At 68.6% G+C, this 13,409-nt stretch carries 11 protein-coding genes; 7 read left to right on the top strand and 4 right to left on the bottom strand.

The genetic code is table 11. From position 1 onward, the window contains the following. Window positions 1-20: 20 nt before the first annotated feature. The 4 genes from dnaK to ACIHAO_RS01200 are packed head-to-tail and all read left to right on the top strand — an operon-like array spanning window position 21 to window position 4,332. On the top strand, window positions 21-1,907 hold the full coding sequence (gene dnaK, locus ACIHAO_RS01215) for a molecular chaperone DnaK (protein WP_396554192.1): 1,887 nt from the start codon (window positions 21-23) through the stop codon (window positions 1,905-1,907). Then, the gene (grpE, locus tag ACIHAO_RS01210) at window positions 1,904-2,689 is read left to right on the top strand and encodes a nucleotide exchange factor GrpE (RefSeq protein ID WP_396554191.1); all 786 of its coding nucleotides are present in this window, start codon (window positions 1,904-1,906) and stop codon (window positions 2,687-2,689) included. Before dnaK ends, grpE begins: the two co-directional genes overlap by 4 nt. A gap of 33 nt (window positions 2,690-2,722) precedes the next feature. Beyond that, window positions 2,723-3,898 (top strand): molecular chaperone DnaJ, encoded by a 1,176-nt coding sequence (dnaJ, locus tag ACIHAO_RS01205; protein ID WP_396554190.1) that lies wholly within the window; start codon window positions 2,723-2,725, stop codon window positions 3,896-3,898. A 5-nt stretch (window positions 3,899-3,903) separates the two neighbouring features. Then, window positions 3,904-4,332 carry a heat shock protein transcriptional repressor HspR gene (locus ACIHAO_RS01200; RefSeq protein ID WP_396554189.1) on the top strand — a complete coding sequence of 143 codons (429 nt, stop codon included), beginning with the start codon at window positions 3,904-3,906 and terminating at the stop codon, window positions 4,330-4,332. A 46-nt stretch (window positions 4,333-4,378) separates the two neighbouring features. Here ACIHAO_RS01200 and ACIHAO_RS01195 read toward each other — a convergent pair whose 3' ends face one another. The 4 genes from ACIHAO_RS01195 to ACIHAO_RS01180 all read right to left on the bottom strand — a co-directional run bounded on the left by ACIHAO_RS01195 (window position 4,379) and on the right by ACIHAO_RS01180 (window position 8,652). Continuing rightward, complete coding sequence (locus ACIHAO_RS01195; protein WP_396554188.1) at window positions 4,379-4,978, bottom strand: DUF305 domain-containing protein; 600 nt, start codon at window positions 4,976-4,978, stop codon at window positions 4,379-4,381. Beyond that, window positions 4,975-5,727 carry a lytic polysaccharide monooxygenase gene (locus tag ACIHAO_RS01190; RefSeq protein ID WP_396554187.1) on the bottom strand — a complete coding sequence of 251 codons (753 nt, stop codon included), beginning with the start codon at window positions 5,725-5,727 and terminating at the stop codon, window positions 4,975-4,977. The genes ACIHAO_RS01195 and ACIHAO_RS01190 overlap by 4 nt, the downstream gene beginning before the upstream one ends. 160 nt (window positions 5,728-5,887) lie before the next feature. Further along, a complete protein-coding gene (locus ACIHAO_RS01185; protein ID WP_396554770.1) occupies window positions 5,888-6,988 on the bottom strand; it encodes a globin domain-containing protein in 1,101 nt (366 codons plus the stop codon). A gap of 458 nt (window positions 6,989-7,446) precedes the next feature. Next, entirely contained in the window at window positions 7,447-8,652 is a 1,206-nt protein-coding gene (locus ACIHAO_RS01180; protein ID WP_396554186.1) for a globin domain-containing protein, read from the bottom strand. Between the two features lie 269 nt (window positions 8,653-8,921). Here ACIHAO_RS01180 and ACIHAO_RS01175 point away from each other — a divergent pair, with 269 nt between their 5' ends. The 3 genes from ACIHAO_RS01175 to clpB all read left to right on the top strand — a co-directional run bounded on the left by ACIHAO_RS01175 (window position 8,922) and on the right by clpB (window position 13,333). Then, a complete protein-coding gene (locus ACIHAO_RS01175; RefSeq protein WP_396554185.1) occupies window positions 8,922-9,386 on the top strand; it encodes a MarR family winged helix-turn-helix transcriptional regulator in 465 nt (154 codons plus the stop codon). 75 nt (window positions 9,387-9,461) lie between these two features. Next, complete coding sequence (locus tag ACIHAO_RS01170; protein WP_396554184.1) at window positions 9,462-10,646, top strand: MFS transporter; 1,185 nt, start codon at window positions 9,462-9,464, stop codon at window positions 10,644-10,646. Between the two features lie 89 nt (window positions 10,647-10,735). Further along, window positions 10,736-13,333, top strand: a complete 2,598-nt coding sequence (gene clpB, locus ACIHAO_RS01165; protein WP_396554183.1) for an ATP-dependent chaperone ClpB — start codon at window positions 10,736-10,738, stop codon at window positions 13,331-13,333. Window positions 13,334-13,409: the final 76 nt, after the last annotated feature.

The raw sequence follows: 13,409 nt of genomic DNA, 5'->3' as shown, positions 1-13,409 counted from the left end.
ACTAGCAGGAGGATCACACCATGGCGCGAGCGGTCGGCATCGACCTCGGCACGACCAACTCGGTCGTCGCTGTCCTTGAGGGCGGCGAGCCGACGGTCATCGCCAACTCGGAAGGTTCACGCACCACCCCGTCCATCGTCGCCTTCGCCAAGAACGGCGAAGTGCTGACCGGCCAGCCGGCGAAGAACCAGGCCGTGACGAACGTCGACCGCACCATCCGGTCGGTCAAGCGGCACGTCGGCACCGACTGGAAGACCGAGATCGACGGCAAGGCCTACACCTCGCAGGAGATCAGCGCCCGCGTGCTGATGAAGCTCAAGCGCGACGCCGAGGCGTACCTGGGCGAGACCATCACCGACGCGGTCATCACCGTCCCCGCCTACTTCGAGGACGCGCAGCGGCAGGCCACCAAGGAAGCCGGTCAGATCGCCGGCCTGAACGTGCTCCGCATCGTCAACGAGCCCACCGCGGCGGCGCTGGCGTACGGCCTCGACAAGGGCGAGAAGGAACAGACCATCCTGGTCTTCGACCTCGGTGGCGGCACGTTCGACGTCTCGCTGCTGGAGATCGGCGAGGGCGTCGTCGAGGTCCGCGCGACCTCCGGTGACAACCACCTCGGCGGTGACGACTGGGACGAGCGCATCGTCACCTGGCTGGTCGACAAGTTCAAGGCCTCCAACGGCATCGACCTCACCAAGGACAAGATGGCGCTCCAGCGCATCCGTGAGGCGGCCGAGAAGGCGAAGATCGAGCTGTCCAGCTCGAACTCCGCGGGCATCAACCTGCCGTACATCACCGTGGACGCGGACAAGAACCCGCTGTTCCTCGACGAGCAGCTCTCCCGCGCCGAGTTCCAGAAGATCACCTCGGACCTGCTCGAGCGCACCCGCAAGCCGTTCAACAACGTCATCCGTGACGCCGGGGTCGCCGTGGGCGACATCGACCACGTCGTGCTCGTGGGTGGTTCCACCCGCATGCCCGCCGTGTCGGACCTGGTCAAGGAGCTGACCGGCGGCCGCGAGCCGAACAAGGGCGTCAACCCGGACGAGGTCGTCGCCGTCGGCGCCGCGCTGCAGGCCGGTGTGCTCAAGGGTGAGGTCAAGGACGTCCTGCTGCTCGACGTGACCCCGCTTTCGCTGGGCATCGAGACCAAGGGCGGCGTGTTCACCAAGCTCATCGAGCGCAACACCACGATCCCGACCAAGCGTTCGGAGATCTTCTCCACCGCGGACGACAACCAGCCGTCGGTGCAGATCCAGGTGTTCCAGGGTGAGCGCGAGATCGCGGCGCACAACAAGAAGCTCGGCATGTTCGAGCTGACCGGTCTCCCGCCCGCCCCGCGTGGCGTGCCGCAGATCGAGGTCACCTTCGACATCGACGCCAACGGCATCGTGCACGTCCTCGCGAAGGACCTCGGCACGAACAAGGAGCAGTCGATGACGATCACCGGTGGCTCCGCGCTGCCGAAGGACGACATCGAGCGCATGGTCAAGGACGCCGAGGCGCACGCCGAGGAGGACAAGCAGCGCCGCGAAGAGGCGGAGACCCGCAACCAGGCGGAGACGCTGGTCTACCAGACCGAGAAGTTCGTCAAGGACAACGAGGACAAGCTGCCTGACGAGCTCAAGGGCAAGGTGAAGTCCGCGATCGACGAGGCCAACGAGGCGCTCAAGGGCACCGACTCGGCGAAGATCCGCGAGTCCATCGAGAAGCTGAACACCGCTTCGCAGGAGCTGGGCACCGCGCTCTACGCCAACGCGGCCGGCAACGCCGCCGACGAGGCCGCCGCCGGTGAAGGCGCGACCGGGACCGCGGGTGCGGGCACCGGTTCGCAGGCCAAGGCCGACGACGTCGTCGACGCCGAGATCGTCGAAGAGGACGAGAAGGACAAGAAGGACAAGAAGTGACGGGACGCTACGACGAAACCGAGGGCCGGGGCCCGGACGAGCCGGTGGTCGTGCGGGACCGCAGGCGGATCGATCCGCTGACCGGTGAGGTCCGCTCGGCCGCCCCGGAGGCCGAACCCAAGGACGGTCCGAAGCACGCCGCTCCTACCGAGGCCCCGGTAGAGCCGGCTGCTCCGACGGAGCCGGAGCCCGCGGCACACGCGGGCCCCGGCCTCGGGGACTCCATTGTGGACGACTCGGTGTCGGTGGCGACCGGGCTGGAGAAGGAGCTGGCGGAACGCACCGCCGACCTCCAGCGTCTCCAGGCGGAGTACGCCAACTACCGCAAGCGCGTCGACCGTGACCGCGAGCAGGTCGTCGCCGGCGCGAAGGCGTCGGTCGTCGGTGACCTTCTCCCGCTGCTCGACGACCTCGAGCGCGCGGAGCAGCACGGCGATCTGACGGGTGCCTTCAAGGCGGTCGGCGAGAAGCTGGTCGGGAGCCTGCAGCGGTCGGGGCTCGAGCCGTTCGGCGCCGAGGGCGAGCCCTTCGACCCGAGCGTGCACGAGGCCGTCCAGCACAGCACGTCGCCGGACGTCGCCGGACCGACGGTCACCACGGTCATGCGCCGCGGTTACCGTTTCGGTGAACGCGTGCTGCGCGCGGCGCTGGTCGGGGTCACCGACCACGAGCCGGGTGCCGCTCCGGCACCCGCGGCGGCGGCGCAGGACGCGCCGGTGGACCCGCCCGTCGGCGGCGAGCTGCCGCTCGAGGGCGAACTTTTCGATGAGAACAACCGCTGATCGGCGATACGGCGTGAAAGGAGGAGACGTTCGGTGAGTGCACGGGAATGGATCGGTAAGGACTTCTACCGTGAGCTGGGCGTCTCCTCCGACGCCACCGCGGACGAGATCAAGAGGGCCTATCGCAAGCTGGCCAAGGAGAACCACCCCGACGCCAACGCGGGCAACGCGGAGGCCGAGAAGAAGTTCAAGGCGGTCTCCGAGGCGTACGGAGTGCTGTCCGACACGGCCAAGCGCAAGGAGTACGACGAGGCTCGCCGCCTCTTCGGCTCCGGCGGTCCCGGTGGCTTCGGCTTCCCGGGCGGCGGCGGTGGCAGCGGCGGTTTCGACGTCGGCGACATCTTCGGCCAGGCCGGCCAGCAGCAGGGCGGTTTCGGCGGCCTCGGCGACATCCTCGGCGGTCTCTTCGGCCGCCGCGGTGGGGCGCCCGGTGCCACCGCGAACCGGCCGCAGCGCGGCTCGGACGTGGAGACCGACGTCCGGATCGACTTCACCGAGGCGGTCAAGGGCGCGACCCTGCCGCTGAGGCTGTCGAGTCCGGCGACGTGCTCCACCTGCGGCGGGAACGGCGCGAAGCCGGGGACTTCCCCGAGGACGTGTTCGACCTGCCAGGGCAGCGGGCTGGTCAGCCGGAGCCAGGGCGCGTTCGCGTTCTCCGAGCCGTGCCGCGACTGCCGCGGCCGCGGCACGATCATCGACGACCCCTGCCCGGAATGCGCGGGCGAGGGAATCAGCACCCGCACCCGCACGCTGACCGTGCGGATCCCGCCGGGCGTCGCCGACGACCAGCGGATCCGCCTGGCGGGCCAGGGCGAACCGGGCCGAGGCGGCGCGCAGCCGGGCGATCTGTACGTCCGCGTGCACGTCGCACCGCACGCGTTGTTCGGGCGCCAGGGCCTCGACCTGACGATCGCCGTGCCGGTGTCCTTCGCGGAACTGGCCCTCGGCGGCACGATCACCGTGCCGACGCTCGAGGGCAAGGTCTCGCTGAAGGTGCCGCAAGGTACGGCGAGCGGCCGGGTGCTTCGCGTGCGCGGCAAGGGAATCGCGAAGCGTGACGGCTCGCAGGGCGACCTGCTGGTCACCCTGCAGGCGGCCATCCCGGCCAAATTGGACGACAAGGCGCGTGAAGCGCTGGAGGCCTACGCCGAGGCCATGGCCGACCACGATCCACGACCGGAGATCACCGAACTTCTCGAAGGCAGGTGAGCGCGATGTTCGGCGGGTTGCCGCACGGGGCGGACGAGGACACGCCGGTGTTCGTCATTTCGGTGGCGGCGCAGCTGTCCGGCCTGCACGCGCAGACCCTGCGGTCCTACGACCGCCAGGGTCTCGTGTCGCCGGGCCGGACCTCCGGCGGTGGACGGCGTTACTCGATGCGGGACATCGCGTTGTTGCGCGAAGTGCAGCGACTGTCCCAAGAGGACGGTGTCAACCTCGCGGGCATCAAGCGGATCATCGAGCTGGAAAACCAGGTCGACGCCCTCCGTGCGCGCATCGCCGAACTGACCGAAGAGCTCACGGCGGCGTACCTCACCGCCGAACAGACGGCCGCGGCCGTGCACGCCTCCTACCGCAAGGACCTCGTCCCGCTGCGGCAGCAGACGGCCCTGGTCGTCTGGAAGCCCAAACGCCGCAATTAGTCACCTACTTGCCCGGAAATCCGGCGCAAGTAGGTGACTGATTGCGTTATTGGCCGGGGACCAGGGTCCGGATCTGCTGGACCTCGCCGGTGCGCGAGTCCATGATCCGCTGCGCCAGCGCCTTCGCCTGCGGGTTCTTGCCGTCCTTCAGCTCGGTCCTCGCCAGCGCGACCCCGTTGTGCTGGTGCGCGACGAAGATGTCGGCGAAGTCGAGGGTGAACTCCGAACCATCCTTTTTGGACAGTGCTTCGAGCAACCCCTTGTCCGTGAGCCCGTCGCCACCGTGATGGTGGTGCGCGTGCGGATCCGCCGAACCGGTCTCGGGTTTGCCCCAGCCCTTGAGCCAGTTCCGCATTTCGATGCTCTCGGTCTGCTGCGTCGCCTCGATGGCGGCCGCGAGATCCTTGAGCTCCTGCTTCTGCGCCTGCTTGGCCTTCACCAGCTTGACGATCTCCACGCCCTGGTTGTTGTGGGCGATCATCATCTGCAGGAACATCACGTCGGCGTCGTTGTACTCGGCGGACGCCGCGGCGGCGGACTGGGGGACCGGGGAGATCGGGCCGCCGGCGGTGGTCGGTGAGCCATCACCGGTCCCGCAGCCCGCGAGGGCCACGAGACCGGCGACGAGAACGAGGGCCAGCTTCACTGCCGGGTCCACAGTGCGGGGGTGTTCGGCGGTTCCCAGCCCTGGAGCGCGGTGTGCGCCAGCTGGCAGCGATAGGTCGCGCCGCCGTAGGTCGCCGTGCTGCCGACCGCGTAGGCCGTCCCGGCCGCCCAGGTGCCGCCGGCGGGCGGGTTGCTGGTGCTGGTCGGCGGGTTCGACGTCGTGGGCGGGTTGCCGGTGGTCGGCGGGTTGCTCGTGGTGGGCGGGTTGCCGCCGCCGATCTGCAGGTCGATGCAGCTGTAGAAGGCCATCGGCGTGTCCGCGATGTTCCAGATGGCGAGCACCTTCTGGCGGCCGCTGAAGCCGTTCAGGCTCACGGTGTGCGACGTCGGGTCCTTCGGCGCGGAGTTGTTCCCGCTGATGTCGGCGATCTTGGTGCCACCGATGTAGTACTCGTAGTTCGTGGTCCGGTGGTAGGCGGTGAACTTCCAGTTGAAGGTCACGCTGTTGCCGACCGAGGCGGCGGGCCACGGCTTCGATTCGTCGTTGAGTTCGGCGAATCCGGGAACGCCGCCGTTGCAGCTGCGGAGCCCCTTGGGGCCTTCGACGCTCTGGGGTTCGTAGACGATGGCACCGCAGCCGGAAACCTTGCCCTGGGCGCAGTTCGCCTGGCGGCTGGGCGGGGACAGCACGTAGCCGTGGGCACTGGCCGCCTGGGGGATGGCGACGATGGCGATCGGGGCGAGGATCGCACCGGCGGCGGCTGCCACGAGCTTGCGTTTGACGGTCATGCCGGCTCCTGGGGGATGGAACGACGGTGTTCCCGTGAGGGGGAGCAATGTGGTCTAGACCATAAATCCGCCGGTGACCGCGGTCAATGATTCACTGACCTACTGCTGCGTCGAGCCCAAGTGGAACAGCCGATCGGCCTAATACGAACGGAGTGCCGGCTCAGTCCAGGGTGAAGGGGTCGTACTTGATCCGGGCCAGGTCCGTGCCTGCGGCGAGCAGTTTCGCGATCGTCGCGCGGATCATCGAAGGCGACCCGGCGACGTAGATGTCGCGGTCCTTCCAGCTGCCGCGCTGCGTGACCGCCGTGGCCAGCGTGCCGCGGTCACCGCCGGTGATGGTGCCTTCCTCGGTCACCGGGGTCACCGTCAGCCAAGGGCAGGTGACGGTCAGCCCGCGGAGCTCGTCGAGGGCGTAGAGGTCTTCCGGCTTCCGGCCACCGAAGAACAGGTGCACCGGCGGGTTGTTCCTCCAGCGCGACATGTCGTCGAGCAGGGCGAGCAGCGGCGCGAGCCCGGTGCCGCCGCCGATCATCAGCAGCGGACGGCTTTCCGTGTGGTGCACCGAAAGCGCACCGAGCGACGGGCCGATCCGCCAGACGTCGCCGGGCCGGGTGTGGTGGACGATCGCGCGCGAGACCCAGCCGCCGCGCACGGCGTGCACGTGGAACTCCATCGTCCCGTCGTCGTGCGGCGCGGTGGCAGGCGAGAAGTAGCGCCACATCCGCGGGCGCTGCGGGACTTCGACGCTGACGTAGCCGCCGGCCCGGTACGGGAGCGGCTGATCCGTGCGCACCTTGATGACGGCGACGTCGCGGGAGGCGAGCCGGTGCCCGACGACGGTCGCCTTCCACCACGCGGGCCCGACCTCCTTGCCCGCGGCCTCGCGCATGCTCTTCGAAATGACGCTGTAGGCGGTGACCCAGGCGTCTTCCACCTCGGGCGTCCAATCGTCCTTCAGGAATCTTTTCAGCGCGGCGATCAGCGCGACACCGACGGCGTCGTAATGGCGGCCGAGGACGTCGAACTTCCGGTGGTCCCGGCCGAGCTGGCCGAGGAAAGTGGCCAGCTCGTCCGGCCGGTCCACCATCTGCACGACGTAGACGAGCGCGCGCAGTAAACGATTTCGCTGGGTGGCCATGTTGATCGGGAACAACGCCCGCGCGTCCGGCGCGACGGTGAAGAGCGCCCCGTAAAAGTACTGGGACAGCTCCTCTGCCTTCGTTTCGACGGCGGCGAAACTTTCCCGGATGAGCTTGGCCATCCGGACGGTCTTGTCCGCCGCGGGTGTTTCGACCAGGGGCGGAACGGGAATCGGTGAGGATCTCGACGAACTCGGTGGATGCTCGTATTTCACTGTTTCGGCAGTCATGGGTGAACGATTTTCTCCAGTTGGATCGGGCATATTCTCCAGACCCGATGTCATCTTGCTCGTGTTTCCCCCGAGGGTTCCAGACTGTATGCCCGGAAGTCGCAAAAGGATCCGCGAATGGTTGTTTCCCGCTCGAACGGAGCAAACGATATACGCGCGGTCAACACCGTCTGGCACTAAGTAAAGGTGATCAAGCAGGCTGGTTTTCCCTTGTTCACCAGTGGTTTTCGCCAGTTCGACGGGGTGGCGTGATCCGCCGATCGGGTGGCTTTTTCTCCGTGATTACCGCGTCACGTAACGACACGAACCCGGCGACTGATCCACCATTGTGGAATCGGTTTCGACAGTGCCTAGTCGATGGTGAAGGGGTCGTACGCGATCTGGTCGAGCGCGCTGCCCGCGACCAGCATCCGGGACACCGTCGCCCGGATCATCGCGGGCGAACCGGAGACGAGGATGCGGTGCCCCGGCCAGGATCCGTTCTGGGTAACGGCTTCCGCGAGCGTGCCCTGGACGCAGCCGGGGGCTTCGTCACCGTGTTCGACCACCGGGGTCACGGTGAGCCAGGGGTTGGTGGACGCGAGGGCGCGCAACTCGTCGAGGTCGTAAAGGTCCTCACGCGACGGTCCGCCGTAGAACAACTGGACCTTCGGGTTCTCGCCCCATTGCGCGAGGTCGTCCAGGATGGCGCGCAGCGGCGCGATGCCGGTGCCGCCCGCGATCATCAGGACGCCGCGGCCGTCGGTGCGGTCGACCGAAAGCCTGCCGAGCGGCGGCCCGAGCCGCCAGACGTCGCCCGGCTGCGTGTGGCTCACGATCGCGCGGGACACCCAGCCGCCGTCGACCGCGCGCACGTGGAACTCGATGCCGCCGTCTTCGCGCGGCGCGTTCGCCGGCGACAGATAGCGCCAGAGCCTCGGCCGCTGCGGGACTTCGACGCTCATGTACTGACCGGGCTGGTACGGCACCGGGAATTCGGGCTGGACGCGGACCAGGGCGAGATCCCAGGTGAGCCGCCGGTGTTCGAGTACGGTCGCCGACCAGGACGCCGGGTTGACGTCGGCCGCGGCGGCCTCCTGCATGGCGCGGGCGACGATGGTGAACGCCTCCGCCCAGGCCCGCTCGACCTCCGGTGTCCAGTCCGGACCCAGGTGGTTCTTGAGCGCGGCGAGCAGCGCGGTGCCGACGGCCTCGTAATGCCGGGGGATGACGCCGAACTTGCGGTGGTCGCGGCCGAGCTGGGTCAGGAACGGCACCAGGTCGTCCGGCCGGTCGACCATCTGCACGATGTGGACCAGCGCGCGCACCAGCCTGCCGCGCTGGACCTCCATGTTGATCGGGAAGAAGTCGCGGGTGGCCGGCGCGAGGGTGAACAACATCCCGTAGAAGAACTGCGAGATCTCCGGGATGAAGGGTTCCGACTTCGCCCAGGTGTCCCGGATGAGCCGCACCATCGCGGTGACCGCGGGCGGGGCTTCCCTCGGTGCCGAGGAACGCGGCACCGGACTGACCGCGTCGGCCGTCACGGGCTGGGAGTCGCTGATCGGGAAGCGCATACCGGAAGACAGGTCCCCAGGTTCACGAACGAAGGTCCACTGGAGAAGAATTCACGGGTCATTCACCTCTCCGGTCAGTGGCTTTCGGCCGGTCGGCTGGTTCCGGCTCGCTCGCGAGACTAGCCGCCTAGAGCCCTTTTGCCTGCATCGTTGCTCCGGACGGGTGTACTCGAAACCGGCCCGCAGTGGGGGATCTCACGAGGTAAACAGTTGTCTTACGCAAGCGTCGCCGAATAAAGTTGTACTGTACAAGTAGCCGGGAGGCACCGATGAGCTCCGCAGACGACGCCAGGGTCGAGCTGATGCGTGAGTTGAAGGCCGCCTCCCAGCTGCAGCACGCGTGGATCATGCAGGCCTGGCAGGACGAGCCCGGTCTGCATCCGGCGGCCGCGATGCTGTTGTCGGACCTGGCGAAGCACGGCGAGGCGCGCCCTTCGGAATTGGCCAAACGACGCTTTGTGGATCTTTCCGTCGTAAGCCGTCAAATCTCCCAGCTGTCCGCGGCGGGGATGGTCGACCGCCGTCCCGCGCCGGAGGACGGCCGCGCGTCGATCATCAGCATCTCCGAACGCGGACGCGAGGAACTGGGCCGCAGGCGGGCCGGTTATCTGGAGTTCATGGAGCGTGCGCTCGGTGACTGGGACGACGAAAAGGTCCTCGGCCTGACCACTCGCCTCGCCGAGATGAACGCCGACCTTCGCACCGCCTTGTCGGCACAGACGTGCGACGTTTGACGGGTGCCGTTACTACCCGCCGGTCTTGACTGAACGGACCTTTCGCCTGGCTGTCACGCCGGTAGCGTCGATGTTGTGCGGAGCAGGGTCGCGTTGCTGGTCGCCTTGGGAATCGACAACTTCGGCTCGGGACTTTTCCTTCCGCTCGGGCTGGTCTTCGTCAACCGTGTGGTGGGTTTGCCCCTCGCCCAGGCGGGGGTCGCCGTCACTCTCGGTGCGTTCGCCGGTCTACTCGTCCCCGCGCTCGCCGGGCGCCTCGTCGACCTGATCGGCCCGCGGACGGTGATGATCTGCTCCCATGTCCTGCAGGCCGCCGGTGCGAGCGCTTTCCTGCTGGCCGACGGTTTCGCCGGGGTCGTCGGCGCGTCCGTCATGCTCGCGGCGGGGCAGCAGTTGTTCTACAGCTCGCAGTTCTCGCTCATCGCCGACGTCGCGGGCGAAGGGCCGAAGGACCGGCCGTTCGCCGAAGCCGCGATGGTTCGCTCCGCGGGCTTCGGGCTGGGCGGGCTCGCGGCGGCCGGACTGCTGGTGTGGGTCGGGCGAGACGGCCTGTACGTCGCCGTGATGGTCGACGTCGCGACCTTCATCGTCGCCGCGGCCATCCTCGCGACGCTGGTCGCGCCGGCCCCGCGGCACCTGCCCCGGCTCGCCGGGCCCGCGCGGGTCTGGCGGAACCGCCCGTACCTGGCGCTCATCGTGTTCAGCGGACTCTTCGCGCTCACGATGGACTTCTTCCTCATCGGGATGCCGGTGTACATCTTCAACGCCTTGCATGGCCCGCGGTGGCTTCCCGGCGCGATCATCGCGCTGCTCACCGTCGTCACCAGTCTGGGTGGAGTCGTCGGGTTGCGGCTCACCAGGAACCTGACCCGGATCGCCGCGATGCGCGCGGGCTCGGCGTTGTTCGTGGTGTGGTGCCTGGCGTGTCTCCTCGTGGTGTTCGTGCCGAAGGTCTTCCAGCCGGTTTACCTGCTCGGCGCGACCCTCGTGCTGGCCGCCGGCGATCTCGCGTTCGGCCCGCGCTCCGGGGCGCTGGCCGAAGCCGCGGCACCGCCGGAGGCGCGAGGCCGGTATCTGGCGGCGTTCCAATACGCGTTCACGCTCGCCGCGGTGATCGCTCCGGCCGTCGTCGCGCTGTTCTCCGTGGCAGTCTGGATCCCGTGGGTGCTCGTGGCCGCGTGCGCCTGCACGGCCGTCGTCGGCCTCGGCCGGGTAGGCCCGCGTCTGCCCGCGGAGGCCGTCTCGCCGACCGGAGGCTGAACTTTTTCTCAAGTTGAGCGGAACAGACTCAACTTTGCTGACGTTGTACCGGTCGACGGACTTTCGCAGGACCTAGTACGAGGTGAGGGATGGACGCTTTCAACCCGACCACGAAGACCCAGCAGGCGATCTCGTCGGCGGCGCAGGCGGCCACGATGGCCGGCAACCCGCACGTGGCGGCCGCGCATCTGCTCGGCGCCCTGCTGGCGCAGGGTGAGGGGCTCACCGCACCGCTGCTGACCGCGGTCGGGGCCGATCCGGAGCAGGTGCACAAGGAGCTGGAGCCGCTGATCGCGGCGCTGCCGTCGGCGACCGGCGCGACCGTGTCGAGCCCGCAGTTCGACGCGCACGCGGTCAAGGCGCTGACGCACGCGCAGAAGCTCGCGACCGAACTCGGTGACGAGTACGTCTCGACGGAGCACCTCCTCGTCGGCCTCGCCACCGAGGGCGGCCCGGTGGCCGACCTGCTCAAACGGCACGGCGCCACCCCGGACGCGTTGCGCGAGGCGTTCGCCAAGGTGCGTGGCTCCGCGCGGATCACCAGCCCGGATCCGGAGAGCACCTTCAAAGCGCTGGAGAAGTACGGCGTCGACCTGACCGAACGCGCCCGCGCCGGCGAGCTGGACCCGGTGATCGGCCGCGACACCGAGATCCGCCGCGTGGTGCAGGTGCTCTCGCGCCGCACCAAGAACAACCCGGTGCTCATCGGCGAACCCGGCGTCGGCAAGACGGCCATCGTCGAAGGGCTCGCCCAGCGCATCGTCGCCGGTGACGTGCCGGAATCGCTGCGCGGCAAGCGAGTGGTGGCGCTGGACCTCGGCTCGATGGTCGCCGGGGCCAAGTTCCGCGGCGAGTTCGAGGAGCGGCTGAAGGCCGTGCTCAAGGAGATCACCGACTCCGCGGGCGAGGTCGTCACCTTCATCGACGAGCTGCACACCATCGTCGGCGCCGGCGCGACCGGCGAAGGCGCGATGGACGCGGGCAACATGATCAAGCCGATGCTCGCCCGCGGTGAGCTGCGGATGGTCGGCGCGACCACGCTCGACGAGTACCGGCAGCACATCGAGAAGGACGCCGCGCTGGAGCGGCGCTTCCAGCAGGTGCTGGTCGGCGAACCGTCCACAGAGGACACCATCGGCATCCTGCGCGGGCTCAAGGAGCGGTACGAGGTGCACCACGGGGTGCGCATCACCGACGCCGCGCTGGTCGCCGCCGCGACCCTGTCCGACCGCTACATCACCGCCCGGTTCCTGCCGGACAAGGCGATCGACCTGGTCGACGAGGCGGCGTCGAAGCTCCGCATGGAGATCGACTCGCGGCCCGTCGAGATCGACGAGGTGGAGCGCGCCGTGCGGCGGATGGAGATCGAGGAGATGGCACTGTCCAAAGAGGACGACGCCGCCTCCAAGGACCGGCTCGCCGTGCTGCGCTCGGAGCTGGCCGAAAAGCGCGAGACGCTGACCGCGCTGACGGCGCGCTGGCAGAACGAGAAGGGCTCGATCGAACGCGTCCGCGACCTCAAGGGGCAGCTGGAGCAGCTGCGTGGCGAGTCCGAACGCGCCGAACGCGACGGCGACCTCGGCAAGGCCGCCGAACTCCGCTACGGCCGGATTCCCGCGCTGGAGAAGGAGTTCGAGGCCGCGATCGCCGCCAGCGAGGTCAGCCAGCAGAACGTCATGCTCAAGGAGGAGGTCGGCGCGGACGACGTCGCGGACGTGGTCAGCGCGTGGACCGGTATCCCGGCCGGACGGCTGCTGGAGGGCGAGACGGGCAAGCTGCTCCGGATGGAGGAGGAGCTCGGCAAGCGTGTCGTCGGGCAGAAGGAGGCCGTGCAGGTCGTCTCGGACGCGGTGCGCCGCACCCGGGCGGGCGTCGCCGACCCCGACCGGCCGACCGGTTCGTTCCTGTTCCTCGGCCCGACCGGCGTCGGCAAGACCGAGCTGGCGAAGGCGCTGGCGGAGTTCCTGTTCGACGACGAGCGCGCGATGCTGCGGATCGACATGAGCGAGTACGCCGAGAAGCATTCGGTGGCGCGCCTGGTCGGGGCGCCTCCGGGCTACGTCGGCTACGACCAGGGCGGGCAGCTGACCGAGTCGGTGCGCAGGCGGCCGTATTCGGTGGTGCTGCTGGACGAGGTCGAGAAGGCGCACCCGGACGTGTTCGACGTGCTCCTGCAGGTGCTCGACGACGGACGGCTCACCGACGGCCAGGGTCGCACGGTGGACTTCCGCAACACGATCCTGGTGCTGACCTCGAACCTGGGTTCGCAGGCCATCGCCGACCCGGCGCTCGACGAGCGTCAGCGCAACGACGCGGTGATGTCGGTGGTGCAGCGGCAGTTCAAACCGGAGTTCCTGAACCGGCTGGACGACATCGTGGTCTTCCACGCTCTCGGCACCGACGAGCTGACGTCCATTGTGGACATCCAGATCGATCGGCTCGCCACCCGGCTTTCGCGGCGCCGCCTGACGCTCGACGTCACCGCCGGGGCACGCGAGTGGCTCGCGCTGAACGGGTTCGACCCGATCTACGGCGCGCGGCCGCTGCGGCGGCTGGTGCAGTCGGCGATCGGCGACAAGCTGGCGAAACAGCTGCTGGCCGGTGAGATCCGGGACGGCGACACGGTCCGGGTCGACATCCCGGCACAGGAGGCGTCGGACGCGCTCACGGTCACCCGGGTGGACTGACGCCGGTCGACTGAGATGAAGGGGCCTTTCATTGCAAAATTTGCGATGAAAGGCCCCTTCATTGCATTGGCGACAC

Source organism: Amycolatopsis sp. NPDC052450, assembly GCF_044547565.1.
Taxonomy (GTDB): domain Bacteria; phylum Actinomycetota; class Actinomycetes; order Mycobacteriales; family Pseudonocardiaceae; genus Amycolatopsis.
The sequence above is the reverse complement of the archived record's forward strand: the minus strand, read 5'-3'. Positions and strand labels throughout refer to the sequence as shown.